The 24,924-nt window shown below is 65.4% G+C and carries 33 protein-coding genes and 2 tRNA genes; 8 read left to right on the forward strand and 27 right to left on the reverse strand.

Annotated features, from left to right (window positions below; all coding sequences use genetic code 11):
• Positions 1–177: 177 nt before the first annotated feature.
• From rpmD to CSW62_RS16255, 21 genes are read right to left on the reverse strand one after another with little or no spacing between them, the layout of a single operon-like run.
• Positions 178–363, reverse strand: coding sequence for a 50S ribosomal protein L30 (rpmD, locus tag CSW62_RS16155; RefSeq protein ID WP_099579521.1), 186 nt, complete (start codon positions 361–363; stop codon positions 178–180).
• 3 nt (positions 364–366) lie between these two features.
• The gene (rpsE, locus tag CSW62_RS16160; RefSeq protein ID WP_096051657.1) at positions 367–972 is read right to left on the reverse strand and encodes a 30S ribosomal protein S5; all 606 of its coding nucleotides are present in this window, start codon (positions 970–972) and stop codon (positions 367–369) included.
• Between the two features lie 10 nt (positions 973–982).
• Positions 983–1,333, reverse strand: coding sequence for a 50S ribosomal protein L18 (gene rplR / locus CSW62_RS16165; RefSeq protein ID WP_013078658.1), 351 nt, complete (start codon positions 1,331–1,333; stop codon positions 983–985).
• 3 nt (positions 1,334–1,336) lie between these two features.
• Positions 1,337–1,870, reverse strand: coding sequence for a 50S ribosomal protein L6 (gene rplF, locus CSW62_RS16170; RefSeq protein WP_099579523.1), 534 nt, complete (start codon positions 1,868–1,870; stop codon positions 1,337–1,339).
• Positions 1,871–1,888: 18 nt separating this feature from the next.
• A complete protein-coding gene (gene rpsH / locus CSW62_RS16175; protein WP_099579526.1) occupies positions 1,889–2,287 on the reverse strand; it encodes a 30S ribosomal protein S8 in 399 nt (132 codons plus the stop codon).
• Positions 2,288–2,297: 10 nt separating this feature from the next.
• Positions 2,298–2,603 (reverse strand): 30S ribosomal protein S14, encoded by a 306-nt coding sequence (rpsN, locus tag CSW62_RS16180; RefSeq protein WP_099579528.1) that lies wholly within the window; start codon positions 2,601–2,603, stop codon positions 2,298–2,300.
• Between the two features lie 21 nt (positions 2,604–2,624).
• Positions 2,625–3,182 carry a 50S ribosomal protein L5 gene (rplE, locus tag CSW62_RS16185; RefSeq protein ID WP_099579531.1) on the reverse strand — a complete coding sequence of 186 codons (558 nt, stop codon included), beginning with the start codon at positions 3,180–3,182 and terminating at the stop codon, positions 2,625–2,627.
• Entirely contained in the window at positions 3,175–3,489 is a 315-nt protein-coding gene (gene rplX, locus CSW62_RS16190; RefSeq protein ID WP_099579533.1) for a 50S ribosomal protein L24, read from the reverse strand. The genes rplE and rplX overlap by 8 nt, the downstream gene beginning before the upstream one ends.
• A complete protein-coding gene (gene rplN / locus CSW62_RS16195) occupies positions 3,489–3,857 on the reverse strand; it encodes a 50S ribosomal protein L14 (RefSeq protein WP_099579535.1) in 369 nt (122 codons plus the stop codon). The genes rplX and rplN overlap by 1 nt, the downstream gene beginning before the upstream one ends.
• Before the next feature lie 17 nt (positions 3,858–3,874).
• On the reverse strand, positions 3,875–4,114 hold the full coding sequence (rpsQ, locus tag CSW62_RS16200; RefSeq protein ID WP_099579538.1) for a 30S ribosomal protein S17: 240 nt from the start codon (positions 4,112–4,114) through the stop codon (positions 3,875–3,877).
• Between the two features lie 10 nt (positions 4,115–4,124).
• Positions 4,125–4,316, reverse strand: a complete 192-nt coding sequence (rpmC, locus tag CSW62_RS16205; protein ID WP_047413099.1) for a 50S ribosomal protein L29 — start codon at positions 4,314–4,316, stop codon at positions 4,125–4,127.
• 5 nt (positions 4,317–4,321) lie between these two features.
• Complete coding sequence (gene rplP, locus CSW62_RS16210) at positions 4,322–4,753, reverse strand: 50S ribosomal protein L16 (RefSeq protein WP_099579540.1); 432 nt, start codon at positions 4,751–4,753, stop codon at positions 4,322–4,324.
• Between the two features lie 13 nt (positions 4,754–4,766).
• Complete coding sequence (gene rpsC, locus CSW62_RS16215) at positions 4,767–5,516, reverse strand: 30S ribosomal protein S3 (protein WP_099579542.1); 750 nt, start codon at positions 5,514–5,516, stop codon at positions 4,767–4,769.
• A complete protein-coding gene (rplV, locus tag CSW62_RS16220) occupies positions 5,516–5,896 on the reverse strand; it encodes a 50S ribosomal protein L22 (RefSeq protein WP_047413092.1) in 381 nt (126 codons plus the stop codon). Before rplV ends, rpsC begins: the two co-directional genes overlap by 1 nt.
• A 3-nt stretch (positions 5,897–5,899) precedes the next feature.
• Entirely contained in the window at positions 5,900–6,178 is a 279-nt protein-coding gene (gene rpsS, locus CSW62_RS16225; protein WP_035049354.1) for a 30S ribosomal protein S19, read from the reverse strand.
• 3 nt (positions 6,179–6,181) lie between these two features.
• Positions 6,182–7,021 carry a 50S ribosomal protein L2 gene (gene rplB / locus CSW62_RS16230; protein WP_099579544.1) on the reverse strand — a complete coding sequence of 280 codons (840 nt, stop codon included), beginning with the start codon at positions 7,019–7,021 and terminating at the stop codon, positions 6,182–6,184.
• 4 nt (positions 7,022–7,025) lie between these two features.
• Entirely contained in the window at positions 7,026–7,322 is a 297-nt protein-coding gene (locus CSW62_RS16235) for a 50S ribosomal protein L23 (RefSeq protein WP_004616934.1), read from the reverse strand.
• Complete coding sequence (gene rplD / locus CSW62_RS16240; protein WP_099579546.1) at positions 7,322–7,960, reverse strand: 50S ribosomal protein L4; 639 nt, start codon at positions 7,958–7,960, stop codon at positions 7,322–7,324. The genes CSW62_RS16235 and rplD overlap by 1 nt, the downstream gene beginning before the upstream one ends.
• Entirely contained in the window at positions 7,960–8,727 is a 768-nt protein-coding gene (gene rplC / locus CSW62_RS16245; protein WP_099579549.1) for a 50S ribosomal protein L3, read from the reverse strand. The genes rplD and rplC overlap by 1 nt, the downstream gene beginning before the upstream one ends.
• 13 nt (positions 8,728–8,740) lie before the next feature.
• The gene (gene rpsJ / locus CSW62_RS16250) at positions 8,741–9,049 is read right to left on the reverse strand and encodes a 30S ribosomal protein S10 (protein WP_004616952.1); all 309 of its coding nucleotides are present in this window, start codon (positions 9,047–9,049) and stop codon (positions 8,741–8,743) included.
• 13 nt (positions 9,050–9,062) lie between these two features.
• Complete coding sequence (locus CSW62_RS16255) at positions 9,063–9,263, reverse strand: hypothetical protein (protein ID WP_099579551.1); 201 nt, start codon at positions 9,261–9,263, stop codon at positions 9,063–9,065.
• Between the two features lie 404 nt (positions 9,264–9,667).
• On the opposite strand from CSW62_RS16255, the gene CSW62_RS16260 reads away from it, so the two are divergent.
• Positions 9,668–10,438 (forward strand): outer membrane protein, encoded by a 771-nt coding sequence (locus CSW62_RS16260; RefSeq protein ID WP_099579553.1) that lies wholly within the window; start codon positions 9,668–9,670, stop codon positions 10,436–10,438.
• 82 nt (positions 10,439–10,520) lie between these two features.
• On the opposite strand, the gene CSW62_RS16265 is transcribed toward CSW62_RS16260, so the two are convergent.
• From CSW62_RS16265 to fdhD, 3 genes are all read right to left on the reverse strand, one after another.
• Positions 10,521–11,363, reverse strand: a complete 843-nt coding sequence (locus CSW62_RS16265) for a GIN domain-containing protein (protein ID WP_099579555.1) — start codon at positions 11,361–11,363, stop codon at positions 10,521–10,523.
• Positions 11,364–11,497: 134 nt separating this feature from the next.
• Positions 11,498–13,801: an FdhF/YdeP family oxidoreductase gene (locus CSW62_RS16270; protein ID WP_099579557.1), complete on the reverse strand. Its 2,304-nt coding sequence runs from the start codon at positions 13,799–13,801 to the stop codon at positions 11,498–11,500.
• The gene (fdhD, locus tag CSW62_RS16275; RefSeq protein ID WP_099579559.1) at positions 13,801–14,616 is read right to left on the reverse strand and encodes a formate dehydrogenase accessory sulfurtransferase FdhD; all 816 of its coding nucleotides are present in this window, start codon (positions 14,614–14,616) and stop codon (positions 13,801–13,803) included. The genes CSW62_RS16270 and fdhD overlap by 1 nt, the downstream gene beginning before the upstream one ends.
• Before the next feature lie 126 nt (positions 14,617–14,742).
• Between fdhD and CSW62_RS16280 the strand changes: the two genes are divergently transcribed.
• The 4 genes from CSW62_RS16280 to CSW62_RS16295 all read left to right on the forward strand — a co-directional run bounded on the left by CSW62_RS16280 (position 14,743) and on the right by CSW62_RS16295 (position 19,546).
• Positions 14,743–16,395: an FAD-dependent oxidoreductase gene (locus tag CSW62_RS16280; protein WP_099579561.1), complete on the forward strand. Its 1,653-nt coding sequence runs from the start codon at positions 14,743–14,745 to the stop codon at positions 16,393–16,395.
• Positions 16,396–16,409: 14 nt separating this feature from the next.
• Positions 16,410–16,715 (forward strand): UBP-type zinc finger domain-containing protein, encoded by a 306-nt coding sequence (locus CSW62_RS16285; protein WP_099579563.1) that lies wholly within the window; start codon positions 16,410–16,412, stop codon positions 16,713–16,715.
• An 80-nt stretch (positions 16,716–16,795) separates the two neighbouring features.
• Positions 16,796–18,160, forward strand: a complete 1,365-nt coding sequence (locus tag CSW62_RS16290; protein WP_099579565.1) for a serine hydrolase — start codon at positions 16,796–16,798, stop codon at positions 18,158–18,160.
• A gap of 555 nt (positions 18,161–18,715) precedes the next feature.
• On the forward strand, positions 18,716–19,546 hold the full coding sequence (locus CSW62_RS16295) for a hypothetical protein (RefSeq protein WP_143324419.1): 831 nt from the start codon (positions 18,716–18,718) through the stop codon (positions 19,544–19,546).
• Between the two features lie 113 nt (positions 19,547–19,659).
• Here the strand turns inward: CSW62_RS16295 and tuf are convergent, their stop codons facing one another.
• From tuf to CSW62_RS16310, 3 genes are all read right to left on the reverse strand, one after another.
• On the reverse strand, positions 19,660–20,850 hold the full coding sequence (tuf, locus tag CSW62_RS16300; RefSeq protein ID WP_099579569.1) for an elongation factor Tu: 1,191 nt from the start codon (positions 20,848–20,850) through the stop codon (positions 19,660–19,662).
• A gap of 52 nt (positions 20,851–20,902) precedes the next feature.
• Positions 20,903–20,976, reverse strand: a tRNA-Gly gene (locus CSW62_RS16305).
• A 107-nt stretch (positions 20,977–21,083) separates the two neighbouring features.
• Positions 21,084–21,169 (reverse strand) — tRNA-Tyr (locus CSW62_RS16310).
• 173 nt (positions 21,170–21,342) lie between these two features.
• Between CSW62_RS16310 and rlmB the strand changes: the two genes are divergently transcribed.
• From rlmB to CSW62_RS16325, 3 genes are all read left to right on the forward strand, one after another.
• Positions 21,343–22,179 (forward strand): 23S rRNA (guanosine(2251)-2'-O)-methyltransferase RlmB, encoded by an 837-nt coding sequence (gene rlmB, locus CSW62_RS16315; RefSeq protein ID WP_099579571.1) that lies wholly within the window; start codon positions 21,343–21,345, stop codon positions 22,177–22,179.
• Between the two features lie 107 nt (positions 22,180–22,286).
• Complete coding sequence (locus tag CSW62_RS16320) at positions 22,287–24,056, forward strand: stalk-specific protein X (RefSeq protein WP_099579573.1); 1,770 nt, start codon at positions 22,287–22,289, stop codon at positions 24,054–24,056.
• A 120-nt stretch (positions 24,057–24,176) separates the two neighbouring features.
• Complete coding sequence (locus tag CSW62_RS16325; protein ID WP_099579574.1) at positions 24,177–24,911, forward strand: TerC family protein; 735 nt, start codon at positions 24,177–24,179, stop codon at positions 24,909–24,911.
• Positions 24,912–24,924: the final 13 nt, after the last annotated feature.

Raw genomic sequence — 24,924 nt, forward strand, 5'->3', positions numbered from 1 at the left:
TCCTTGGAGATCTGCGCCCAGCCAGCGGCTGGACTCGGCTTGAAAAAATCAGAGCGCGCTTAAAACCCTAAAACGCCCCGAAACTCAATGGTGAAATGAGTTTGGGCCAAACAGGATTTCAAACGAAAACCACCCCGGCTCTCACCGGGGTGGCATATTTCGTCGTCGCGTAGCGGACTACTCGACGATTTCCAGCAGGTGCGCGACCTTGCGGATCATGCCGCGGACCGACGGGGTGTCTTCCAGCGTGGACGTACGGCCCAGCTTGTTGAGACCCAGACCAGCGAGCGTGGCGCGCTGGTCCTTTTCACGACGGATCGGGCTGCCCGTTTGGCGGACCGTGACTTGCTTAGCTTCAGCCATGACTTAGCCCTCGATGGCTTCCGGCGACGAAGCGCCGTCGGCGCGACGGCCGAGGATGTCGCCAACCTTCTTGCCGCGCTTGGCGGCGATCTGGCGGGGCGACGACTGGACCTTCAGGGCCTCGAACGTGGCGCGAACCATGTTGTACGGGTTCGAGGAACCCGTCGACTTGGCCACGACGTCCTGGACACCCAGGGTTTCGAGAACCGCGCGCATCGGACCGCCGGCGATGACGCCGGTGCCGGGAGGCGCCGCGCGCATCATCACCTTGCCAGCGCCCCAACGGCCAGCGCCGTCGTGGTGCAGGGTGCGGGATTCGCGCAGCGGGACGCGGATCATCGTCTTCTTGGCTTCTTCGGTCGCCTTGCGGATGGCTTCCGGCACTTCACGCGCCTTGCCATGACCGAAGCCGACGCGGCCCTTTTGGTCACCAACGACCATCAGAGCAGCGAAGCTGAAGCGACGGCCACCTTTTACGGTGGCGGCGACGCGGTTGATGTGGACGAGCTTTTCGACGATGTCGCTGTCGACCCGCTCTTCGGGGGCGTTGCGGTCGCGACGGTCACGGCGTTGACCGCCTTCACCGCGCTGTTGTTCACCACGAGCCATTCTGTTTCCCTTAGAAGTTCAGGCCGGCTTCGCGCGCGGCGTCGGCCAGGGCTTTCACCCGGCCGTGGAAGATGTAACCACCACGATCGAAGACGACGTCCTTGACGCCCTTTTCGATGGCCCGCTCGGCGACGAGCTTGCCGACAGCGGCAGCGGCATCCTTGTCCGCGCCCTTGCCTTCAGCTTCCAGGGTGGAAGCCGACGCCAGGGTCACGCCGCGTTCATCATCGATGACCTGGGCGTAGATGTTCTTCGACGAACGGAAGACCGACAGACGCGGACGACCGTTGGCGAGGCTCTTGAGGCGGGTGCGAACGCGCTGAGCGCGCTTGGCCGCCGATTCACGAGGAGAGAGCGCCATGGCTTACTTCTTCTTGCCTTCCTTGCGGCGAACCTTCTCGCCAGCATAACGAACGCCCTTGCCCTTGTACGGCTCAGGCGGACGAATGCGGCGGATCTTCGCGGCAATCTCGCCGACCGCCTGCTTATCGATGCCGGCGATCTTGATTTCGGTCTGCTTCGGCACAGCGAAGGTGACGCCGGCCGGAGCCTCAACGTCCACGTCGTGGCTGAAACCGAGCTGGAGGCTCAGGGCGGTGCCCTTCATGGCCGCGCGGTAACCAACGCCGACCAGTTCGAGGCTTTCCTCGAACCCGGCGGTGACACCCTGCACCATGTTGGCCACCAGCGTGCGGGACAGACCCCACATGCCCTTGGCGCGCTTCGTGTCGACGCGCGGAGTCAGAAGGAGCTCAGCGCCCTCTTGCTTGACTTCGACTTCGTCGGCGATCGTCCACGACAGCTGACCCTTGGGGCCCTTTACCGTGACCGTCTGACCGTCGAGCGTCAGTGTGACGCCCGAGGGGATTGCGACGGCTTTCTTACCGATACGTGACATGCTCTTTCCCTCCCGCGCCTAGTAGACGCGGCAGAGGACTTCGCCGCCGACGTTAGCGTCGCGTGCAGCGGTGTCCGACATGACGCCCTTCGGCGTCGAAAGGATCGAGATGCCCAGGCCGTTCTTGATCGGCTTCAGGTCCTTGATCGACGAGTAGACGCGGCGACCAGGCTTGGACACGCGGCTGATTTCGGCGATCACGGGCTCACCGTCAAAGTACTTGAGCTCGATCTCGAATTCGGGGAACGCGCCGGGCTTCTCTATCAGCGAGTAGCCACGGATGTAGCCTTCATCGGCCAGCACGTCGAGGACGCGAGCGCGCAGCTTGGAAGCCGGCGTCGAGACCTTGTTGCGCTTGCGCGTGGCGGCGTTCTTGATGCGAGCGATCAGGTCGCTCAGGGGATCGTTCATCGACATCTGATCGTCCTTACCAGCTCGACTTGACGAGGCCGGGGATCTGACCCTGCGAACCCAGTTCGCGGAGCGCGATACGGCTCATCTTCAGCTTGCGGTAGTAGGCGCGCGGACGGCCCGTGACTTCGCAGCGGTTGCGGATGCGGATCGCCGAGCTGCTGCGGGGCAGCTTGGCGAGCTTGAGGCGAGCCTCGAAGCGTTCCTCGAGCGGCAGGCTTTCGTCGTTGGCGGTCGCCTTGAGGGCGGCGCGCTTGTCGGCGAACTTCTTGACGAGGGCCTTGACCGCTTCATTGCGGTTGACGGCGCTTTTCTTTGCCATGGTGCTTTTCCCTGCCCGCTCTTAATTCGTGAACGGGAACTGGAATTCCTTCAGGAGAGCCTTGGCTTCCTGGTCGGTCTTCGCAGTGGTGCAGACGATGATGTCCATGCCCCAGATCTGTTCGATCTGGTCATAGTTGATTTCCGGGAACACCAGGTGCTCCTTCAGGCCCATGGCGTAGTTGCCACGGCCGTCGAAGCTCTTGCCGTTCAGACCACGGAAGTCCTTCACGCGCGGCAGCGCGATCGTGACCAGGCGGTCAAGGAACTCGTACATCCGGTCCTTGCGCAGGGTGACCTTACCACCGACCACCATGCCTTCGCGCAGCTTGAAGCCGGCGATGGACTTGCGGGCCTTGGTGGCGACGGGCTTTTGGCCGGCGATCGCCTGCAGGTCCTTCAGAGCGACCTGAGCCTTCTTGGAGTCGGCCACGGCCTCACCGATACCCATGTTCAGGACGATCTTGTCCAGCTTGGGGATCTGCATCTCGTTGGTGTAACCGAACTGCTCCTTCATCGCGGCGCGGATGCGCTCGCGATATTCGGACTTCAGCCGGGGCTCGTAAGCTTGATCAACCATTGATCACCTCGCCCGTCGTCTTGGCGACGCGCACCTTCTTGTCGCCTTCGATCTTGAAGCCGACGCGGGTGGGCTTGCCGTTGGAGTCCACGATGGCGACGTTCGAGACGTGCAGCGCGGCTTCCTTTTGCTTGATGCCGCCTTGCGGATCGGCTTGGGTCGCCTTGGTGTGACGCGAAACCATGTTCACGCCTTCCACGACAACGCGGTTGTCCTTCGGCAGGACTTGGGTCACAGCGCCTTGCTTGCCCTTGTCCTTGCCAGCCAGAACGACGACGCGGTCGCCCTTCTTGATCTTAGCGGCCATTACAGCACCTCCGGAGCGAGGGAGATGATCTTCATGTGGTTCTTGGCGCGCAGTTCACGAGGAACCGGGCCGAAGATCCGCGTGCCGACCGGCTCGCTCGACTTGTTCACGATGACCGCGGCGTTCTTATCGAAGCGGATGACAGAGCCATCCTTGCGCTTCAGATTTTGATTCACCCGAACGACGACGGCGCGAAGCACGTCACCCTTCTTCACGCGGCCACGCGGGATGGCTTCCTTCACGGAGACGACGATGACGTCGCCCACGCTGGCGTAGCGACGGCCTGCGCCGCCCAACACCTTGATGCACATGACCCGGCGAGCGCCAGAATTGTCAGCGACTTCCAGGTTAGTTTGCATCTGGATCATGGTCTAAACCTTCCAGATTAAGCCGAAGCCTTGGGAAGCACTTCCCAGGTCTTCAGCTTGGACTTCGGAGCGCACTCGACAATGCGAATAGCTTCGCCGGCCTTGTACGCGTTGGATTCGTCGTGCGCGTGGTACTTTTTGGACTGACGCACGATCTTCTTAAGAACCGGGTGAACGATGGTCCGTTCGACCTTCACCACCACGGTCTTGTCGCCCTTATCGGAGACGACCACCCCTTCGAGGATACGCTTGGGCATATCGTTCTCCTTAAGCCGCGGCCTTGGCGCGCAGCACGGTCTTGATCCGCGCGATATCCTTGCGGATCTCGTTGACGCGGTGGGTCTTCTCGACCTGGCCCGTCGCGGCCTGGAAGCGCAGGTTGAACTGCTCTTTCTTCAGGCTGATCAGGGTGTCGGCCAGCTGGTCGGGGGTCAGGCCCCGGATGTCAGCGATCTTCATGAGCATCAAGCCTCCTGGGCCACGCCCGCATCAATGCGGGTGACAACACGAGTGCGGATCGGCAGCTTGGCGGCGCCCAGGCGGAGAGCTTCACGCGCGATATCGTCCGGCACGCCGTCGATTTCGAACATGATGCGGCCCGGAGCCACGCGAGCGGCCCAGTAATCCACGGCGCCCTTACCCTTACCCATCCGGACTTCGGCCGGCTTGCCGGTGACCGGCACGTCGGGGAAGATACGGATCCAGACGCGGCCTTGACGCTTCATCTGGCGGGTGATGGCGCGACGGGCGGCTTCGATTTGACGGGCCGTGATGCGCTCCGGCTCGACGGCCTTCAGGCCGTACGAACCGAAGTTCAGCATGGTGCCGCCCTTCGAAGTGCCGTGGATGCGGCCCTTGAACTGCTTGCGGAATTTGGTCTTTTTCGGAGACAGCATAGCGATCTAATCCTTAACCGCGATCGCGACGGTTGCGGTCGCCCCGGTCGGGACGATCGCCGCGCTCACGCCCACCACCTTCGCCGGCCGGGCCGGACTCAGTGGCGAGACGCTTGTCGAGCGCCATCGGATCGTGCTCCAGCACCTCGCCCTTGAAGATCCAGGTCTTCACGCCGATGATGCCATAGGTCGTCTTGGCTTGGGCGAACCCGAAGTCGATGTCGGCGCGCAGCGTGTGAAGCGGCACGCGACCTTCGCGGTACCATTCCATACGAGCGATTTCCGCACCGCCGAGGCGACCCGAGACGTTGATCCGGATGCCCTTGGCGCCGAGACGCACGGCCGACTGGATCGAACGCTTCATGGCGCGACGGAAAGCGATACGACGCTCGAGTTGTTGAGCAATCGACTCGGCCACCAGTTGAGCGTCGGTTTCCGGCTTGCGGATCTCGACGATGTTCAGGTGGACTTCGCCCTCGGTCTGGATCGACAGGTCCTTGCGGAGCTTGTCGATGTCAGCGCCCTTCTTGCCGATGATGACGCCCGGACGAGCGGCATAGATCGTGATGCGGCACTTCTTGTGCGGGCGCTCGATGATGATGCGCGAGACACCAGCTTGGTACAGGCGCTTCTTCAGGTTGGCGCGGATCGCGAGATCCTGGTGAAGCATCTTGCCGTACTGGGCGCCGTCGGCGAACCAACGGCTGTCCCAGGTGCGGTTTACGCCGAGCCGCAGCCCGACCGGATTGACTTTCTGACCCATTAGGCGGCCTCACCCAGTTCGCGGACCACGATCGTGATCTCGGAGAACGGCTTCTCGACGCGCGTCGCGCGACCGCGGGCGCGGGGCGAGAAACGCTTCATGATCAGGTTCTTGCCCACATAGGCCTCGGCGACGACCAGGGAGTCGATGTCGAGGTTGTGGTTGTTCTCGGCGTTCGAAATTGCCGAGTACAGCGCCTTGCGGACGTCCTGGGCGATGCGCTTGTGGCTGAACTCGAGCTCGTTGAGAGCGCGCTGGACGTTCAGACCACGGATGGACTGAGCGACCAGGTTCAGCTTGCGAGCGCTGGTGCGCAAGGTGCGAACCTTACACATCGCTTCGTTGGCCGGCAGGCGGCGAGGTTGTTTAGCTTGGCTCATGGCCTACTTCCTCTTCGCCTTCTTGTCGGCGGCGTGGCCGGGGAAGTTACGGGTCGGAGCGAACTCGCCGAACTTCATACCGACCATGTCTTCCGACACGGAGACGGGGACGTGCTTCTGGCCGTTGTGCACGCCGAACACCAGGCCGACGAACTGCGGCATGATGGTCGAACGACGCGACCAGGTCTTGATGACGTCCTTGCGGCCCGACGACAGAGCGGCGTCGGCCTTCTTCAGGAGGTACCCGTCGACAAACGGGCCTTTCCAGACGGAGCGGGTCATGGCTTAGCGGCCCTTCTTCGCTTTGTGGCGCGAACGGATGATGAACTTGTCCGTGGCCTTGTTGACGCGGGTCTTGGCGCCCTTGGTCGGCTTACCAGCCGGGGTCACCGGGTGGCGGCCGCCCGAGGTGCGACCTTCACCACCACCGTGGGGGTGGTCGACCGGGTTCATGGCGACACCGCGGACGTGCGGGCGACGGCCCATGTGACGAGAACGACCGGCTTTGCCGAGGTTCTGGTTCATGTGGTCGGGGTTAGAAACGGCGCCGACGGTGGCCATGCACGTATCGAGCACCATGCGCAGTTCGCCCGAGTTCAGGCGGATCTGGGCGTAGCCGGCGTCACGGCCAACCAGCTGGGCGTAAGCGCCAGCCGAACGGGCGATCTGACCACCCTTGGCGGGCTTCAGCTCGATGTTGTGGATGATCGTACCGATCGGCAGCGTGCGCAGCGGCGAGGCGTTGCCCGGCTTCACGTCGACCTTCTCGCCGGTGACGACTTCGTCACCAACCTTCAGGCGTTGCGGGGCCAGGATGTACGACAGCTCGCCATCGGCTTGATACTTGATCAGGGCGATGAAGGCGGTGCGGTTCGGATCGTACTCAAGACGAACGACCGAGGCCGTGCCTTGCTTACGACGCTTGAAGTCGACCAGACGGTACAGGCGCTTGGCGCCGCCGCCGCGGAAACGGACCGCGATACGGCCGTTGCCGCCGCGACCGCCCGACTTGGTCAGGCCTTCAACGAGCTTCTTCTCGGGCTTGCCCTTGTGAAGTTCGCTGCGGTCGATCAGCACCAGGCCGCGCTGGCCGGGGCTGGTCGGGTTGAAATGCTTCAAGGCCATCTGATTAGAGCCCCGTCGTGATGTCGATCGACTGGCCGTCGGCCAGGGTCACGATCGCTTTTTTGACGTCGTTGCGACGCCCGACGATGCCACGGAAGCGCTTGGTCTTGCCCTTGGTCACGATGGTGTTGACCTTCGTGACCTTGACCTTGAACAGCTCTTCAACGGCGGCGGCGATTTCGTCCTTGGTCGCGTCGTTGGCCACCTTGAAGACAACCTTGTTCTGCTCCGAGAGCAGGGTCGTCTTTTCGGTGATAACCGGCGACAGGATCGTGTCGTAGTGGCGAGCGGTGGCGGCCATTAGGCGGCTTCCTTCTCAGCGAAACGAGCCGAGATCGCTTCGACCGCGTCCTTGGTCAGGACGAGGGTCTGGCGACGCAGCACGTCGTAGACGTTCAGGCCGGCGTTCGGCAGGACATCCACGTTCGGGATGTTGCGGGCGGCGAGCTTGAAGTTCGCATCCACTTCCGGACCGGCGATGACCAGGGCGTTCTTCAGGCCGATCTTGTCGAAGGTGGCGCGCAGGGCGGCCGTCTTCGCTTCGGTCAGAACAACGCTGTCCAGCACGACCAGCGCACCCGACTTGGCCTTCGACGACAGGGCGTGGCGCAGAGCCAGGGCCCGGATCTTCTTCGGCAGGTCGAAAGCGTGGCTGCGGACGACAGGGCCGTGGGCCTTGGCGCCGCCGACGAACTGAGCCGCACGGCGCGAGCCGTGACGAGCGCCGCCGGTGCCCTTTTGCTTGTACATCTTCTTGCTCGTACGAGAGACCTCGTTACGAACTTGAATCTTGTGGTTGCCCGAGCGGCGCTTGGCCAGCTGCCAGGTCACGACGCGCTGAAGGATGTCGCCGCGGATTTCGTCGATGCCGAAGATGGCGTCGTCGAGATCCACAGAACCGGCCTTCGCGCCGTCAAGCTTGATGACGTCGAGTTTCATTAGCCTTCGCCCTCTTCGGTCGTTGCCGCGGGGGCCTCTTCAGCGGGGGTTTCAGCGGCCACGGGAGCAGCTTCGCCAGCCTTGCGGAAGGCGCCCGGACGCGGAGCGTCGGCGGGGAGAGCCTTCTTCACGGCGTCGCGAACCTTCACGTAGCTGCCTTCGTGACCCGGGACGGCGCCCTTGATCAGGATCAGGCCGCGCTCAACGTCCACCTTCCAAACGGTGACGTTCAGCGTGGTGACGGTTTCTTGACCGAGGTGACCAGCCATCTTCTTGCCCGGGAACGTACGACCCGGGTCCTGGCGGTTACCGGTCGAACCGTGCGAGCGGTGCGAGACCGAAACACCGTGGGTGGCGCGGAGACCACCGAAGTTCCAGCGCTTCATGGCGCCGGCGAAGCCCTTACCGACGGTCACGCCCTGGATGTCGACCTTCTGGCCGGCGACGAAGTGGTCGGCCGTCAGTTCGGCGCCAACTTCGATCAGAGCGTTCTCTTCGACGCGGAACTCGGCGACGACGCGCTTCGGCTCAACGGCCGCCTTCGCGAAGTGGCCACGCATGGCGTTCGGGGTGTTCTTGGCCTTCTTGGCGCCAGCGCCGAGCTGGAGGGCGGTGTAGCCATCCTTCTCAACGGTGCGCTGAGCGGTGACCTGGCAACCGTCGAGCGACAGGACGGTGACCGGCACGTGCTGACCAGCTTCATCGAAGAAGCGGGTCATGCCGAGCTTCTTGGCGAGGATGCCGGTGCGTTGGGTGGGGAGAGTCATGGATCGGCCCTCCTTACAGCTTGATTTCGACGTCAACGCCGGCCGACAGGTCGAGCTTCATCAGCGCGTCCACGGTCTGCGGAGTCGGGTCAACGATGTCGAGAACGCGCTTGTGCGTACGGATCTCGAACTGCTCGCGCGACTTCTTGTCGACGTGCGGCGAACGGTTGACGGTGAATTTCTCGATAAGCGTGGGCAGGGGGATCGGTCCCCGTACCGTCGCACCCGTGCGCTTGGCCGTATTGACGATCTCGCGCGTGGAATGATCCAACACGCGGTGATCGAAGGCCTTGAGCCGGATGCGGATGTTCTGACGATCCATATCGCTCGGTTTCCTAGTGGGCTGCGCCCGCGTCTCGAACCATTTCAAAGACCAACTCGAACTCCCGAGAGAGCTCGTACGCAGCGTCCGCAAAACAAAATACCCCTGCGGTTGCCCGCCGGGGTGGTTGTCCAGATATTGCGCCCCTTCCGAAGAAGGTTTGTGGCGCTATGTCCGGGCGTCTCGCGAACCGCGTTTGAGCCCGAGAGCTCACAGCCGGTCCAACAGAGGCGCGCTTGTACGTTCCAGAATCGGTTTCGTCAAGCGCTGTGCCCAGCTTGTCGCGACTTTGTGGAACGCGACTCGTCGGGCCGGTTCTGAATAGGCGCCCTGCCCCCGCCGCGCAAGCCCCTCAAAAACATAACGCCGGTCGGCTTTTAACCTATTCCGCTCAATGACTAGCAAGAACGTGCGCCCGCTTGCGCGTAGTTGAAATTCTCGCCCGCGCAAGTGTCACAAATTTGTATAAATCGTCCCCGAAGCGTCGCCGGCGGTCTTGAGGCCCAGGTCGAACCTCCATAGATGCCGCCCCTCACCGACGGACTGGGCGGCCCCTCCCCCCAACAACGACCGTCCAGCCAGCCGGTGAGCCACTCTTGTGTAAGGGGATACCCCATTATGAATACGAAGCTCTTCGCCACCGCCGCCCTGATCGCCGCCGCCGTCTCGGCCCCGGCCTTTGCCCAAAGCACCAATGGCAACATCGGTTCGGTCGGCGCCGCCGTGAACTACGCCGACGTCAACACCCGCGCTGGCGGCGACCACGGCACCTCGGCCGTCATCGACGGCTCGGTCGCCATCCCGCTGCAAGGCGCCTGGACCGTGACCGCCAACGGCGACGTCTCGATCTCGGACAATGACCTGTCGGACGAAACCGTCGCCTCGGGCGCCGTCCACCTGACCACCAAGCTGGGCGACACCGTGCGCGTCGGCGGCTTCACCGTCCTGTCGCGTCCGTCGAACGACACCCTGTGGGCCGTCGGCGCCGAAGCCCAGAAGTACCTGGATAACGTCACCCTGACGGGCCTGGTCGCCTACGGCCAGTCGAACGACCTGGACGCCGACCTCTACACCGTGCGCGGCGAAGCCCGTTACTTCGTGTCGGACAACTTCCGCCTGAACGCCGGCGCCGGCTGGTCGCGCATCGACACCAACGTCAATGCCGACCTGTGGGACGTGAACGCCGGCGGCGAATACAAGTTCGCCAACACCGGCTGGTCGACCTTCGCCAAGTACACCCACGCCGAGTCGAAGGACCTGGCCAAGCTGAACTCGGACGCCGTGAAGGTCGGCTTCCGCTACACGTTCGGCGGCAGCCTGAAGGACCGCGATCGCGCCGGCGCCGATCTGGCCACCGCCAGCGACCTGTTCGGTTTCGGCGTCCGCTAAGCGGACCCGTCCGTCCGGACATGAAGAAGGCCCCGGGAGCAATCCCGGGGCCTTCGCTCTATATATAGATAGGCTGGCGCGCTTAGCGGCCGCCGATGATCACATCGCCCGAACCGGCGACGTGCTTCCGGACCGGGCCGTTGACCTTTGCGATACGGATGTCGCCCGAGCCGGCGACCGAAACGTCGACCTCATCGGCTTCGCCGTTGAAGGCCACGTCGCCCGAGCCCATCACATTGACTTCGACCATCCGGCTGCGGCCGCCCAGGACGGTGATGTTGCCCGAACCGGCGATATTGCCTTCCAGCTTGCCGGCGATGCTGGCCACCTTGATGTCACCCGAGCCGGCGATGTTGGCTTCCATGTCGCCGGAGACCGCCTGGGTCGTCACATCGCCCGAACCGGCGATGCTGATCTCGACCGACGCGGCGGAGCCGGCCTTGGTGTCGCCCGAGCCCGCCTGGCTGATCTCCAGTTCGCCCCGGGTGTTGGCCACGGTCCAGTCGCCGCAACCGGCATTGGCCAGGTTGACGCTGTCGGAGCGACCGATGTCACCGAACACCGCGCCGCCGGCCTGGACCTTGACGTTCATCGGCACGCGCACGGCGATCTGCGGGAAGTTGTCGTAGGACACCTCACCGACGCCGCGGACCTTCACCCAGGTCTTGCCGTTGCGGCTGTTGCAGCTGTTGATCCGGTTCATGCGCAGGTCGCCGTCGACGATCACCTCGTCGCCGTTCTGGCGTACGCTCAGCGGCAGGCTGGCGTTGGTGGTGATGAACTCGACCTTCACGTCCGAGCGGTTCTCGGGGATGACCACCACGCGAGCGACGGCGTCCTTGATCTTCACGGACGGGGCGGCCTGGACGGCGCCCGCGGCGGTGACGGCGGCGGCCAGAACGGCCAGGGTGGTCAGAGCGCGCATCGATGTTCTCCCCTCGATTGCGTGTAATTCGATGAGGGGAAGCTAGCGGTCGCCCGACAAGGTTTCGACTTAATTCGAGGTCATGACCGCGATGTCATGGAACGCGGGTCGCCTAGTCGACCCTCGATGCGTCCTCATCTGGCCCACGCCGCCTGGTGCTTGCGAAGCCGCACCGGCGCTGACTTGTAGGCCGGCGTGCCCGAGCGTTGGTCGTGATCGTCCAGCGACACCACGACATTGGTCTCGGGATAGTAGGCGGCCAGGCAGCCCGGCGGGATGTCGCGCGCCACCACGGTGAAGGCCCGGACGACCCGCTCGCCGGTCTCGTCGAACGCCGCGCCGAGGTCGACGAGATCGCCCTGCGCCAAGCCCAGCCGCGCCATGTCGTCGGGATTGGCGAAGATCACGTCGCGGCGGCCGAACACCCCGCGATAGCGGTCGTTCAGTCCATAGATCGTGGTGTTGTACTGGTCGTGGCTGCGCAGAGTGGTCAGGATCATCACGTCTGGATCGCCCTGGCGCGGATCGCCGCCCTTGGGATCGAACGGTAGGAAGTTGGCCTTGCCGCTGGCGGTCTTCCAGATCCGCTCCGTCGGCCCGACTGGCAGGCGGAAACCGCCCGGAACCCGGACCCTGTCATTATAGTCTTCGAAGCCTGGGAAGACCCGGGCGATCAGGTCGCGAACCGCATCGTAGTCGTCGGCCAGGGCCAGCCAGTCGACATGCGGATCCTCGCCGAAAGTCGCGTGGGCGATCCCCGACACAATGGCCGGCTCGGACATCAGGTGCTCGGACGCCGGCGGATTGAGCCCGCGCGAGGCGTGGACCATCGACATAGAGTCCTCGACCGTCACCGACTGGCGCACGCCGGCGCGGACGTCCATCTCGGTGCGGCCCAGGCACGGCAGCAGGATCGCGTCCTTGCCGATCAGCAGGTGCGTGCGGTTGGGCTTGGTGGCGATATGGACGGCCATGTCCAGCTTGCGCATGGCCGCGAAGGTCCGCACCGGGTCGGGCGCGGCCACGGCGAAATTGCCGCCCAGGCCCAGAAATACCTTGGACCGGCCGGCTTCCATCGCCTCGATTGTCTCGACCACCGTGTGGCCGTGCTCGCGCGGCGGCTCGAAGCCGAAGACTGTCTGGATCGCGTCGGACAGCGCCTTGGACGGCTTCTCCCAGATGCCGACCGTGCGGTTGCCCTGGACGTTGGAGTGGCCGCGCAGCGGGCAGATCCCCGCCCCTGCCCGACCGATATTGCCCTTCAGCAGCAGCAGGTTGACCAGTTGCTGCACCGTGCCGGAGCTGTCGCGGTGCTGGGTCAGGCCCATGCCGTAGCAGAGGATGGTCGCCTTGGCCTTGGCGTAGACAACCGCCGCCTCCTCGATCCGTTCGCGCGACATGCCGCTGCCGGCCTCGATATCGGCCCAGTCGATGGCCTCGAGCTGGGCGGCCAGGATCTCGAAGCCGGCGGTGTGCTCCTCGATGAAGGCGCGATCCAGGACGCCGCCGTCGCGGGCCTCCAGGGCCAGAACAGCCTTCATCATGCCCTGCACGAAGGCCGCGTCGCCGCCGATCTTCAGCTGGAAATAGGCCGAGGCGATCGGGGTCGAGCTCAGGGTCGCCATCTCGACCGGATCCTGCGGCGCGGCGAACTTCTCCAGCGCCCGCTCTTTCAGCGGATTGAAGGCCAGGATCGTGGCGCCGCGCCGGCTGGCGTCGCGCAGCGAGGTCATCATCCGAGGATGGTTGGTGCCGGGATTGTGCCCGAAGCACAGGATCAGGTCGGCGTGGTCGAAGTCCTCCAGGGTCACCGAACCCTTGCCCAGGCCGATCGAGTCCGGCAGGCCGACGCTGGTCGGCTCGTGGCACATGTTCGAGCAGTCCGGGAAATTGTTGGTCCCGAACCGGCGGCCCAGCAGCTGGTACAGGAACGCCGCCTCGTTACTGGCCCGTCCCGAGGCGTAGAACTCCGCCTCGTCCGGATGGGCCAGGGCCTTAAGCGCGGCGCCGGCGCGGGCGAAGGCCTCGTCCCACGGGATCACTTTATAATGGTCGTCAGCCGGGTCGTAGGCCATGGGCTGGGTCAGCCGGCCCAGGTCCTCGATGGCGTGGTCGCTCCAGGTCAGCAGCTCGCTGACCGTGTGCTGGGCGAAGACTTCGGGCGTCGCGCGCTTGGTCGTCGCCTCCCAGGCCACGGCCTTGGCGCCGTTCTCGCAGAACTCGAACGAGCTGGTGTGCTTCGGGTCGGGCCAGGCGCAGCCAGGGCAGTCGAAGCCCTCCGGCTGGTTGGCCCGCATCAGGGTCTTGCCGCCCTCGACCACCGTCTCTTGGTCGACCAGCGCGCCGGCCACGGCCTTCAGCGCGTCCCAGCCGCCGGCGGGATGGGTGTAGGGGCGAACGCCCTCGACCTTGCCTGAAGCAACCTTGTCGTCCGCCATCAGACCGGCTCCAACTCTGACTCTATAAGACGCTCGCCGCCGGCGAACACCGCGTGGCCGTCGGCGCGGGCCAGGGCGACCAGCGTCAGGTTGGCCTCCTGCGCCTTGACCACCGCCAGCTCGGTCGGGGCCGAGACCGCGACCAGGATCGGACAGCCCATGCGGGCGGTCTTCTCGACCATCTCGAACGAGGCGCGGCTGGTGGCGACGACGAAGCCGTCCGCCGCGTCGATCGCCTCGCGGGCCATCAGGCCGGCCAGCTTGTCGAGGGCGTTGTGCCGGCCGACATCCTCGCGGACCGCGACCAGGCCGCCGTCTTTATTGAAGAACGCCGCCGCGTGGGTGGCGCGGGTCAGCCGACCCAGGGCCTGTTCCGCCTCCAGCGCCGCCAGGGCGCGGGGGATGGCGGCGTGTTCGATCCGCCCGCCCTCGCCCAGAACCGGCAGCGGCCGCACCGCGTCCGCCAGGCGCTGCACGCCGCAAAGCCCGCAACTGGAGCGGCCTTCCAGGTTGCGCGGCCGGGCCTTTCTGGCCAGGGCGCCGGGCGCCAGGCGGATATCAACCAGGATACCCAGCGCCTCATCTTTGCGGACGATGTCCAGCACGTCGGCGGCGCTGGCGATGCCTTCGGTGATCACAAAGCCCAGGGCCAGGTCCTCGACGTCCTGCGGCGTGGCCATCAGCACCGTGTGCGGGCGGCCGGCGAACGAGAGGCCCACGGCGGTCTCGCGCGGCAACGGCCGCTCAAGGGCCTGGACGGGAGTCCCGGCGCGCCATTGCAAAGCGGGACGTGGGGTGGCGGACGAACGCGACATGTCTCGACCCTAGGCCCGACGCCGGGGGAAGAAAACCATCCGATAGGATGAGGTGACGGCACGAATGTTCAAATTCGTCATCGTTCGGCGGATGACCGCAGGCCGTTCCTGACGCAATCTCCCCCCATGGCTGGCACGACCCTCGAGACGCGACGCGCGCAGATGTTCCCTCGGCTGGAGGCGGCCGAGATCGAGCGGCTGCGCCGCTTTGGCCAGGTGATCCACGCCGAGGCCGGGTCGGCCCTGGCCACGGCCGGCGTCGCCTCGCCCGGCCTGTTCGTGATCCTGGCCGGCCGGGTGGCGATCAGCCGCCGCGACGCCCACGACGAGCACCAGACGATCGTCGAGCACGACGCCGGGCAGTTCGTCGGCGAGATCGCCCAGCTGTCGGGCCGTCCGTCTCTGGTCGACGTCAAGGCGCTCACCCAGGTCGAGGCCCTGCTGATCGCCCCCGAACGCCTGCGCGCCGTGCTGGTCGCCGAGGCTGAGTTAGGCGAACAGATCATGCGGGCCCTGATCCTGCGCCGGGTCAGCCTGATCGAGACCGGGGCCGGCGGCCCGATCATCATCGGCCGCGAAGCCGACGCCGAGGTCATCCGCCTGTCGGGCTTCCTGGCCCGCAACGGCCACCCCTATCAGCACCTCGACCCCGACCAGATGGACTGCGCCAGGGTGCTGATCGAGCGCTTCCACGTCGACGACAGCGAGCTGCCGATCGTGCTGTGTCCGAACGGCGAAATCCTGCGAAAGCCCACCAATCACCAGTTGGGTCGCTGCATCGGCCTCGTCGGGCCGATCGACGCCAACCGCCTCTATGATGTCGCCATCGTCGGGGCCGGCCCGGCCGGCCTGGCCACCGCCGTCTACGCCGCCTCGGAAGGGCTGTCGGTGCTGGTGCTCGACACCCGCGCCTTCGGCGGCCAGGCCGGGGCCTCAGCGCGGATCGAGAACTATCTGGGCTTCCCCACCGGCATCACCGGCATGGCCCTTATGGGCCGCGCCTATGGCCAGGCCCAGAAGTTCGGGGCCGAGCTGGCCATTCCCGACGAGGTCGCCTCCCTGGTCTGTGAGGACGACGGCCAGCACCGCTATCGCCTGGCCCTCGCCAGCGGCGAGACCGCGCAAGCCAAGACCGTCGTCATCGCCAGCGGGGCCCGCTATCGCCGGCTGGAGGTCGAGAACCTCGACCGCTTCGAAGGCGCCTGCGTCCATTACTGGGCCTCGCCGCTGGAGGCCAAGCTGTGCGCCGGCCAGGAGGTCGCCCTGGTCGGGGCCGGCAACTCCGCGGGTCAGGCGGCCGTCTATCTCGCCAGCCAGGTCAAGAAGGTCTGGATGATCGTCCGCGGCGAGAGCCTGGCGGCGACCATGTCGCGCTACCTGATCGACCGGATCGAGAGCACGCCCAATATCGAGGTCATCGTCAAAAGCGCGATCGTCGATCTGGAGGCCGAGGACGGCAAGCCCAACCAGCTGTCGGCCGTGCGCTGGCGGGGTAGCGACGGCGTCGAGACCGTCCAGGCGGTCAGCCACCTCTTCCTGTTCATCGGCGCCGCGCCCAACACCGCCTGGCTCACCCACTGCCATGTCGAGCTGGACAATCACGGCTTCGTCCGCACCGGGACCGATCTCGCGCCCGGCCATCCGCTGCTGCAGACCAGCCGCAAGGGCGTGTTCGCGATCGGCGACGTCCGGGCCGGCTCGGTCAAGCGGGTCGGCGCCGCCATCGGCGAAGGCGCCCAGGCCGTCGCCGCCATCCACGCCTATCTCGCCGAAGCCTGAGAGGACCTCCGCCCATGACCTGCAAGCACGGCGACACCATCCATCACGTCACGCCCAGCGCCAAGGGCTGCGAGGAGTGCCTCAAGACCGGCGGCTGGTGGGTCCACCTGCGCCTGTGCCGGACCTGCGGCCATGTCGGCTGCTGCGACGACAGCCCCAGCAGGCACGCCACCGCCCACTTCCGCGCCACCAAACACCCGATCATCGAGGGCTACGCCCCACCGGAAGGCTGGGGTTGGTGCTTCGTTGACGAGGAATTCGTGGAGCTGCCCGACCAGACCCCGCAGGTCGGACCGATCCCCAGGTTCGTCGAGGGCTGAGCCGCCAAGGTTACGCATCCTTAAATTGCGGCCGGGATCGCCACGGGTGATCGTCGCCCCTCAATCGAGGGGACGTTTCCATGAAGCTCAAGATCCTGGCGCTCGGCGCGGCCAGCCTGCTGCTCACCAGCCCAGCCCTGGCCGCTGGTCAAAGCTGCCCGGCCGACTACGCCAAGCAGGCCCGCGCCCTGGTGGACGAGCAGGTCAAGGCCGGCCGCTTCTCGGGTTCGGTGCTGGTGGCCAAGGACGGCGCGCCGCTGCTGCGCGAAGGCTTCGGCGCGGCCGACCGCGAATGGGAGATCCCCAATGCGCCCGACACCAAGTTCCGCCTCGGTTCCCTGACCAAGCAGTTCACCGCCACCGCTATCCTGCAACTGGCCGAGGCCGGCAAGCTGTCGATCGACGACCCGGTCTCCAAGTTCTACGCCGACGCCCCGGCGGCCTGGTCGAAGATCACGATCAAGCATCTGCTGAACCACACCTCGGGCATCCCCAGCTACACGGGCATTCCGGGCTTCTTCGAGAACGGCTCGTCCAAGAAGCCGCTGAAGCCGGCGGAGATCGTCAAGCTCACCCAGGACAAGCCGCTTGAGTTCGAGCCAGGCAGCAAGTTCGCCTATGACAACACCGGCTACATCCTGCTGGGCGTGGTCATCGAGAAGGTCTCGGGCCAGACCTATGCCGACTATCTGAGCCAGCACATCTTCCAGCCGCTGGGCATGAAGAACACCGGCTATGACGTCAGCGCCGAGATCCTGGCCAAGCGCGCCTCGGGTTACCAGCCCGACAAGGCCGCCTGGCGCAACGCCGACTATCTGGACATGACCCTGCCCTATGCGGCCGGCTCGCTCTATTCGACCGTCGACGATCTGCTGATCTGGAACACCGCCCTGACGGACGGCAAGATCCTGAGCGACGCCTCGCGCAAGGCCGCCTGGACCGAGAACCTCGAGCACTACGGCTTTGGCTGGGGCATCGCCATGCAGGACGGCCACGAGCGGGTGTCGCACAACGGCGGCATCAACGGCTTCAGCACCGCGATGAACCGCTATCCGAAGGACGGCCTGGTCACGATCGTGCTGTCGAACTTCCAGGCCGCGCCGTCCACGCCGATGGCCAACAACCTGGCGGGCCTGTGCTTCGGGACCTACGCGGCGCCCAAAGCCGTCGCCCTGTCGACCGCGACCCTGGACAAATATGTCGGGTCCTACGCCCTGAGCCCGACCTTCATCCTCAAGGTGTTCCGCGACGGCGACAAGCTGGTGACCCAGGCCACCGGCCAGGGCCCGGTCGCCCTCGTCGCCACCGCGCCGGGCGAGTTCACGGCGGTTGGCCCCGACGCCAAGCTGAGCTTCAAGCAGACCGGCGATGCGCCGGCGACGGCGCTGGTGCTGCACCAGGGCGGCCGCGACATGGAAGCGCCGCGTGTCGCGGACAAGCCGTAGGGCGGCGGGCTTGGGGAGGCGGCGGAGCGTCCGGGCAGGGCCCGGAGGATGGGGTAGAGAAATATCGTTTCGGCCGAGGCCGGAGCGCTCCGCGTGACCGTTGGTCGTGAGCCTTCGGCGCGCGGGGTCTTAACCCGCTTCCGACAGTGGCCCCCGGCGGGCGGAGAGAGATGCGTTCCCTCCGGACCGCGCGGGCGATTTCAGCCCGCGCCTGCCGCGCCGGTCGACCCTCGCCGCAGGATCTTCGTCCCGATGTTTCAGGGAGCCCGTCCAGATCCGTCAAGAGGGCGGCCCGAAGGCCACGACCAGCGCTTCCCGCTCGATCACCCCCGCCGCGCATTCTGTCGCCGGCTGAAACGCCCTCCCCCGCGACGGGGCGAGGAGAAGTATCGGCCAGGTTTTCAGGGTGATGCGTCGATTTTGGATGGGCTCGTGGGTGGCGGGGGTAAGGTGTTGATTTTGCTTCGGTCGGTAGCGCCTATTCCCGAGTGGCGGCGGGAAATGCTCCGCGTTCATCCTGTTGCGCGCACCTGACTAGCTCAGTCATAGTCAAGCATGGCAGCCACGCCCGATCCCAAACCACTGATCAGTCCTAGCGATATGAAGGTCGTCGAGCACGTCCTGAATATGGGCGGGGGCTACGTTCTGAATTTCAGTGACCGCACTTTCGAAGAGTTCGTTGCGCACGAGATAGGCATCGACGCCACTGCACCACGATATTCAATAGATGGAGGGTCGAAGGCAAAAAGGTTGCGGCGAATTCTGCATTCGCTCACGAGCGGGAAACAGGCTCAACTACTGCAGGCCTTATTGAGGCACAGAGATAGCCCAGCATATCGCAGTGCGGGTGATATCTTGGATGACGAGTGGCGAAGCGCCTACAACGAGATCGTACGGGGTCTGGAACAGAAAGTTACAGATGCTGACAATACCTATGCGGCCAGTTCCTGGACTGGACGGCGGACGCTTCGGGAGCAAGTCGCGATAGTTCGCGGCGTCGCACCACTCGCCTCACGCGAACTCGACGAGCTAGCGTCAATTATCGAAAAGAAGCGTTTCAACGACCCAATCACTGCGGATGCTGTCCAATGTCTTCGCGACTTGCACTCGCAGTTGGGGGAACTGATTGCGGCGGTCGACCGCGGTAACCTGACCCGGCAGGCCGTCGAAGCGATCGAAGGCAATCGCCAGAGACTAGCGCATTATATTGGGGAAGGCGCGAAATTGGCTGTCGTTGCCCCTGCCATGACATTTGGCATCATGCATATTCTGGCGTGGATTACGGGAGTACCAACCGATAGCACGTTGGTCTCTACCGTCTTCGGCACAATTGTTGGGGCCGATGCACTCAAATCATTCAGCAAGAAATCTAGTATCGCGCCGTAGGTTTTCAAACCTCGGCGGCTAGCGAAAATAAGCTTGCACTTACAAAGAAAAAGGCCCCGGAGATTGCTCTCCGGGGCCTTCGCATTTCTCAGCCGAAGCTCAGAAGGTCGAGATTACTCGACGATCTTCGCAACCACGCCGGCACCGACCGTGCGGCCGCCTTCGCGGATGGCGAAGCGCAGGCCTTGGTCCATGGCGATCGGGGTGATCAGCTCGACGTCCAGCTCGGCGTTGTCGCCCGGCATGATCATTTCCACGCCTTCCTTCAGCTTGATGATGCCGGTGACATCGGTCGTGCGGAAGTAGAACTGCGGACGGTAGTTGGTGAAGAACGGGGTGTGACGGCCGCCTTCTTCCTTGTTCAGGATGTAGGCCTCGGCCACGAACTTCGTGTGCGGGGTGATCGAACCCGGCTTGCACAGCACTTGGCCGCGCTCGACGTCTTCACGCTTGGTGCCGCGCAGCAGCACGCCCACGTTGTCGCCGGCTTGACCCTGGTCCAGCAGCTTGCGGAACATTTCGACGCCCGTGCAGGTCGTCTTCTGAACCGGACGGATGCCGACGATTTCGACTTCTTCGCCGACCTTCACGATGCCCTTTTCGATACGGCCCGTGACCACGGTGCCGCGGCCCGAGATCGAGAACACGTCTTCGACCGGCATCAGGAACGGCAGGTCAACGGGGCGTTCCGGCTGCGGGATGTAGGCGTCGACCGAAGCCATCAGCGCCAGGATCGCCTCTTCGCCGATCTTGGCGTCGCGGTTTTCCACGGCGGCCAGGGCCGAACCCTTGGTGATCGGAATGTCGTCGCCCGGGAACTGGTACGAGCTCAGCAGCTCGCGCACTTCCATTTCGACGAGCTCCAGCAGCTCTTCGTCGTCGACCATGTCGACCTTGTTCATGAACACGACCAGGGCCGGCACGCCGACCTGGCGGGCCAGCAGGATGTGCTCGCGGGTCTGCGGCATCGGGCCGTCGGCGGCCGACACGACCAGGATCGCGCCGTCCATCTGGGCGGCGCCCGTGATCATGTTCTTCACGTAGTCGGCGTGGCCGGGGCAGTCGACGTGAGCATAGTGACGGTTGGCCGTCTCATACTCGACGTGAGCCGTGTTGATCGTGATGCCGCGGGCCTTTTCTTCCGGCGCGGCGTCGATGTCGGCGTAGTTCTTGGCGGTCGCGCCGCCCGACTTCGCCAGCGTGATCGTGATCGCCGCCGTCAGCGTCGTCTTGCCATGGTCAACGTGACCGATGGTGCCGATGTTGCAGTGCGGCTTAGTGCGTTCGAACTTTTCCTTGGCCATCGTCTCTACCTTCGCGCCGGCGGGTGTTGTTGGGGTAACTCATATGGGGAGCTGGAGCGGGTAGCGGGAATCGAACCCGCATCCTCAGCTTGGAAGGCTGCTGCACTACCATTGTGCTATACCCGCCTTATCACCCTATTGTGGGCTAGCGGGGTCGCGATCGGCTCCCGGTCTCTGGCTCTGGGACCCATCTTGCCTTCAGGACGCGCCCGTCTCGGAACTCGTCGCGTGCATGGTGGGGGAAGCAGGACTCGAACCTGCGAAGGCGTACGCCAGGGGATTTACAGTCCCCCCCCTTTGCCACTCGGGACATTCCCCCAAGCACGCGACGGAGTTCCGAAGCCGGCGGCCTTTAGCCGGTTCGATGCGCAACAGCAAGCCGTTGAACTTCGAACTGGAACAAAAGCTTCTTTCGACGGTGACGGACGATGCTAAGAGCAGCGCCGGCCGGCTAAGAAACCCTTGGGGCCCCAAATCGGAGCGCGTCTTATAGTGTCCTCTCATTCCGAACGCAACGACCGGAAACGTCCTTCTGCACCCGGACGCGATTTTCGTTCCAAGCCCCGGAATAAAAACGAGTTTTCTCGCGGCCAGGGCGACGCCAAGGACTGGATTTGGGGGACTCATGCCGTCGAGGCGGCGCTTTCGAACCCCCTGCGTCCGGCGCCGAAGCGCCTTCTGGCGACCCCGGACCGCGCCAAGCGACTCGGCCCCGATCTGCAGAAGCTGACCTGCCTGCAGGTTATGGAGGGCCAGGAGATCGCCAAGCACCTGCCGCAGGGCGCCGTGCACCAAGGTCTGGCCCTGAAGATCGACGAGGCCGAATCGCTGTCGATCGCCGAGATGGGCTCGCCGGCCAAGGGGCTGCTGGTCATGCTGGACCAGATCACCGACCCGCAGAACATCGGCGCCATCTTCCGGTCGGCCGCCGCCTTCGGGGCCAAGGGCGTTATCCTGCAGGACCGCCACGCCCCGGTGCTGTCCGGCGTGCTGGCCAAGACCGCCGTCGGGGCGGTGGACAAGGTCGCGCACGCGCGCGTGGTCAATCTTTCCCGCGCCCTCGAGGAACTGGCCGACATGGGCTGGCGCGCCGTAGCCCTGGCCGGCGAGGCCGAGGAAAGCCTGGAGGCCGTCCTCGACCATCAGCCCACCGTGCTCGTTCTGGGTTCGGAGGGCGAAGGCGTTCGCCGTCTTGTCGCGGAACACTGCGACGCCTTGGGAAAGATCCCCATGCCGGGCGGCTTCGAGAGCCTGAACGTGTCCGCCGCAGCGGCGATCGCGCTCTACGAAGCCTCGAAAGTTCGCGCGCCGGACGAAACTGTTTCGTGAATCCTTCTTAACCGTTTTGATTTCGTCGCAAGCACGTGCTCTTCTCGCGAACAATGGTCCGCGAGCGCTTGCTCGCGGAGGAGTTAGACATGGGATCGGGGGACCCGATGTTTGGACGTAAGGTACGCTTGGCCGCCTTGGCCACAACGGCGGTTGGCGTTCTCGCGCTTGCCGGCTGCAGCGCGGGGGATCCGGTAAACACGCCGCCGCCGGCCAGCGACCGCCAGGATGCGTCCATGACGCCGGAGCTGATGGGGGCTCCGCCGCCGCCCAGCGCCGAACAGGCCCAGGACGGTCTGCTGGGAGGTCCGAGCCAGACGCAGGCCCAGGCCCGCGCCGACGCCGGCGTTAGCTCCAGCCCGCTGCCGCCGCCGCCGCGCAACTCGCATCTGAAGACCTGGCGCCGTCCGGACGGCACGCTGGTCACGGCCATGCGCCCGATCGCCAATCCGAAGGGCGCCAGCCGCTACGAGCAGAAGCCGCATCGCGTCCATGCGACGATCCCGGCCGCTCACGCCGCGCCGAAGCCGGTCGTCCAGTCCGCGCCGAAGCCAACGCCCAAGCCCGTGGTCGTCGCCAAGCCGGTGACGCCCAAGACCGTGGCGCCCGCTCCCGCGCCCGTTCAGGCCGTCAAACCGGTCGTGCCCGCCACGCCGCTGGCCAAGCCGCCCGTCGTGGTCGCCAAGCCGCCGGTCGTTCCGTCCGCTCCCGCGAAGCCCGCGACCAAGCTTGAGCAACTGCAGGCCGTCGTCGCGCCCGCCGCCACCACTGGCGCGGTCCTGGCCGCCGGCGAAAGCCTGGGCAAGAATCAGCCCGGCCAGGTGACGCTGTCGCTGCCGGCCACGCTGGGCGACCTGATCAAGCAGGAAGCCGCCAAGCTGGGCCTGACCAAGGCCGCCAAGAAGACCAGCGCCTATGCCGAACTATCGGGCGACGGCTATGAAGTCACGCCGAACGGCCGCCAGACCGCGGTCGTCAAGCCGGGCGAACCGACCACCTTCGCGTGGCAGGTCAAACCGGGTCCGGAGGCCAAGGGCCAGCTGAAGTCTCAGTTCGGCCTCGAGCTGAACGGCGCCAAGACCCCGCAAGGCTTCTCGCTGGGCGAAATCAGCAAGCGCGTCGCCGCCCTGCCTGAACAGGCCAAGAAGGGCGTGGGCAAGCTCGACCTGGGCGGCCTGAATGGCAACGTCACGCTTCCAGGCCTCGGCGCGGTGCCGATCAAGACCGCGCTGGGCGTGGCCCTGGTGCTGCTGGCGCTGATCATCCTGGTCGGCGTCTCGCGCAGCGCCTCGGCGGCGCGTCGCCGCGCCGAACGCCACCGCAAGTACCGCACCCTGACCGACTACGGCCGCAATGAGATGGAGTACGAGCAGGAGCAGCACGCCCCGGCCTCGACCCACGTCTCGCACGTCAACCCGTTCCTGGCCGCGGCCGGTGGCGCGGTGGCGGGCGCGGCGGTCGCTTCGGCGGTCTCGCATCATGACGACCACGGTCATGGCCACGACGGTCACAGCCAGGGGCATGACAGCCATGGCCACGACGCTCATGCTGACGCTCATGCGCATGACGACCATGGCCATGCGGCGCACGATGGCCACGGCCACGACCTGCACGCCGAGGCTCATCCTGAGCCGCACGCGCCGGCCGAGCATGTCAGTTACGTGAACCCCATGGTCGCGGCCGCCTCGGCCCACCCAGTCAGCCATGACGATCACGGCCACGACACGCAGGCCGCGACCCATGACGACCACCACGGCGAACACGCCGCGCCTCATGACGACCACGGGCACGCCGCGCCCGGTCATGACGCTCACGGCGCCGGGCATCACGACGCCCATCAGGCGGCTCCTCATCGGGAACCCGAGCACGCTCACTAGGGCCGGAGCCGGACGAAAAAGCGACGCCCCGGATCGGTGGTCCGGGGCGTCGTCGTATTTGCGGTGGACCGGCTCTTTTTGCGCCTTGCATCCCCGCGCGCCTCACCGCATTGAGGATACATGTTCGAAACGCTGACGGCCCACCTGGGCGGCCTGCAAGGCCCTCTGACCGCACTGCTGCAAGTGCTGATGATCGACCTGGTGCTGGCCGGCGACAACGCCGTGGCCGTGGGCCTGGCGGCTGGCGGCCTGCCGCCCAAGGATCGCAAGAAAGTCATCCTCTACGGCCTGGGCGCGGCGGTCGTGCTGCGCATCAGCTTCGCCCTGATCACCACTTGGCTGCTGGGCGTCATCGGCCTGCTGCTGGCCGGCGGCTTCCTGCTGCTGTGGGTGTGCTGGAAAATGTGGCGCGAGCTGCGCGAGCAGGCGGCCAATGCCGACGCCATGGCCTCGATCGACGGCGATGACAGCACCGAGCCAAGGGCCCGCCCTGCCAAGTCGTTCAAGGCGGCCTTCATCCAGGTGCTGATCGCCGACGTCTCGATGTCGTTGGACAATGTGCTGGCAGTGGCCGGCGCGGCGCGCGAACACCCGGGCATCCTGATCTTCGGCCTGCTGCTGTCGATCGCCCTGATGGGTCTGGCCGCCAGCGCCATCGCCAACCTGCTGCACAAGCACCGCTGGATCGGCTTCATCGGCCTGGCGATCGTGCTCTACGTCGCTGTCCACATGATCTGGCAAGGCCACCGCAGCGTGGTCATGGACCTGAACCAGACGGCCGCCTACAACGCCGCCGCCCCGGCTCCGCTCGACATCAAGCCGGAAGAGCTGGCTCAGCACCAAAAGCACAAATAGCGGCGAGGATCGC

Origin of the sequence: Caulobacter sp. FWC2, assembly GCF_002742625.1 — a bacterium.
GTDB lineage: Bacteria > Pseudomonadota > Alphaproteobacteria > Caulobacterales > Caulobacteraceae > Caulobacter.

Excerpts from the sequence above, each read along its gene's own strand:
- rpmD (WP_099579521.1), bottom strand. The coding sequence starts at position 363 with ATGGCTGAAGCTAAGCAAGTCACGGTCCGCCAAACGGGCAGCCCGATC.
- rpsE (WP_096051657.1), bottom strand. The coding sequence starts at position 972 with ATGGCTCGTGGTGAACAACAGCGCGGTGAAGGCGGTCAACGCCGTGAC.
- rplR (WP_013078658.1), bottom strand. The coding sequence starts at position 1,333 with ATGGCGCTCTCTCCTCGTGAATCGGCGGCCAAGCGCGCTCAGCGCGTT.
- rplF (WP_099579523.1), bottom strand. The coding sequence starts at position 1,870 with ATGTCACGTATCGGTAAGAAAGCCGTCGCAATCCCCTCGGGCGTCACA.
- rpsH (WP_099579526.1), bottom strand. The coding sequence starts at position 2,287 with ATGTCGATGAACGATCCCCTGAGCGACCTGATCGCTCGCATCAAGAAC.
- rpsN (WP_099579528.1), bottom strand. The coding sequence starts at position 2,603 with ATGGCAAAGAAAAGCGCCGTCAACCGCAATGAAGCGGTCAAGGCCCTC.
- rplE (WP_099579531.1), bottom strand. The coding sequence starts at position 3,182 with ATGGTTGATCAAGCTTACGAGCCCCGGCTGAAGTCCGAATATCGCGAG.
- rplX (WP_099579533.1), bottom strand. The coding sequence starts at position 3,489 with ATGGCCGCTAAGATCAAGAAGGGCGACCGCGTCGTCGTTCTGGCTGGC.
- rplN (WP_099579535.1), bottom strand. The coding sequence starts at position 3,857 with ATGATCCAGATGCAAACTAACCTGGAAGTCGCTGACAATTCTGGCGCT.
- rpsQ (WP_099579538.1), bottom strand. The coding sequence starts at position 4,114 with ATGCCCAAGCGTATCCTCGAAGGGGTGGTCGTCTCCGATAAGGGCGAC.
- rpmC (WP_047413099.1), bottom strand. The coding sequence starts at position 4,316 with ATGAAGATCGCTGACATCCGGGGCCTGACCCCCGACCAGCTGGCCGAC.
- rplP (WP_099579540.1), bottom strand. The coding sequence starts at position 4,753 with ATGCTGTCTCCGAAAAAGACCAAATTCCGCAAGCAGTTCAAGGGCCGC.
- rpsC (WP_099579542.1), bottom strand. The coding sequence starts at position 5,516 with ATGGGTCAGAAAGTCAATCCGGTCGGGCTGCGGCTCGGCGTAAACCGC.
- rplV (WP_047413092.1), bottom strand. The coding sequence starts at position 5,896 with ATGAGCCAAGCTAAACAACCTCGCCGCCTGCCGGCCAACGAAGCGATG.
- rpsS (WP_035049354.1), bottom strand. The coding sequence starts at position 6,178 with ATGACCCGCTCCGTCTGGAAAGGCCCGTTTGTCGACGGGTACCTCCTG.
- rplB (WP_099579544.1), bottom strand. The coding sequence starts at position 7,021 with ATGGCCTTGAAGCATTTCAACCCGACCAGCCCCGGCCAGCGCGGCCTG.
- CSW62_RS16235 (WP_004616934.1), bottom strand. The coding sequence starts at position 7,322 with ATGGCCGCCACCGCTCGCCACTACGACACGATCCTGTCGCCGGTTATC.
- rplD (WP_099579546.1), bottom strand. The coding sequence starts at position 7,960 with ATGAAACTCGACGTCATCAAGCTTGACGGCGCGAAGGCCGGTTCTGTG.
- rplC (WP_099579549.1), bottom strand. The coding sequence starts at position 8,727 with ATGACTCTCCCCACCCAACGCACCGGCATCCTCGCCAAGAAGCTCGGC.
- rpsJ (WP_004616952.1), bottom strand. The coding sequence starts at position 9,049 with ATGGATCGTCAGAACATCCGCATCCGGCTCAAGGCCTTCGATCACCGC.
- CSW62_RS16260 (WP_099579553.1), top strand. The coding sequence starts at position 9,668 with ATGAATACGAAGCTCTTCGCCACCGCCGCCCTGATCGCCGCCGCCGTC.
- CSW62_RS16265 (WP_099579555.1), bottom strand. The coding sequence starts at position 11,363 with ATGCGCGCTCTGACCACCCTGGCCGTTCTGGCCGCCGCCGTCACCGCC.
- CSW62_RS16270 (WP_099579557.1), bottom strand. The coding sequence starts at position 13,801 with ATGGCGGACGACAAGGTTGCTTCAGGCAAGGTCGAGGGCGTTCGCCCC.
- fdhD (WP_099579559.1), bottom strand. The coding sequence starts at position 14,616 with ATGTCGCGTTCGTCCGCCACCCCACGTCCCGCTTTGCAATGGCGCGCC.
- CSW62_RS16280 (WP_099579561.1), top strand. The coding sequence starts at position 14,743 with ATGGCTGGCACGACCCTCGAGACGCGACGCGCGCAGATGTTCCCTCGG.
- CSW62_RS16285 (WP_099579563.1), top strand. The coding sequence starts at position 16,410 with ATGACCTGCAAGCACGGCGACACCATCCATCACGTCACGCCCAGCGCC.
- CSW62_RS16290 (WP_099579565.1), top strand. The coding sequence starts at position 16,796 with ATGAAGCTCAAGATCCTGGCGCTCGGCGCGGCCAGCCTGCTGCTCACC.
- CSW62_RS16295 (WP_143324419.1), top strand. The coding sequence starts at position 18,716 with ATGGCAGCCACGCCCGATCCCAAACCACTGATCAGTCCTAGCGATATG.
- tuf (WP_099579569.1), bottom strand. The coding sequence starts at position 20,850 with ATGGCCAAGGAAAAGTTCGAACGCACTAAGCCGCACTGCAACATCGGC.
- CSW62_RS16320 (WP_099579573.1), top strand. The coding sequence starts at position 22,287 with ATGTTTGGACGTAAGGTACGCTTGGCCGCCTTGGCCACAACGGCGGTT.
- CSW62_RS16325 (WP_099579574.1), top strand. The coding sequence starts at position 24,177 with ATGTTCGAAACGCTGACGGCCCACCTGGGCGGCCTGCAAGGCCCTCTG.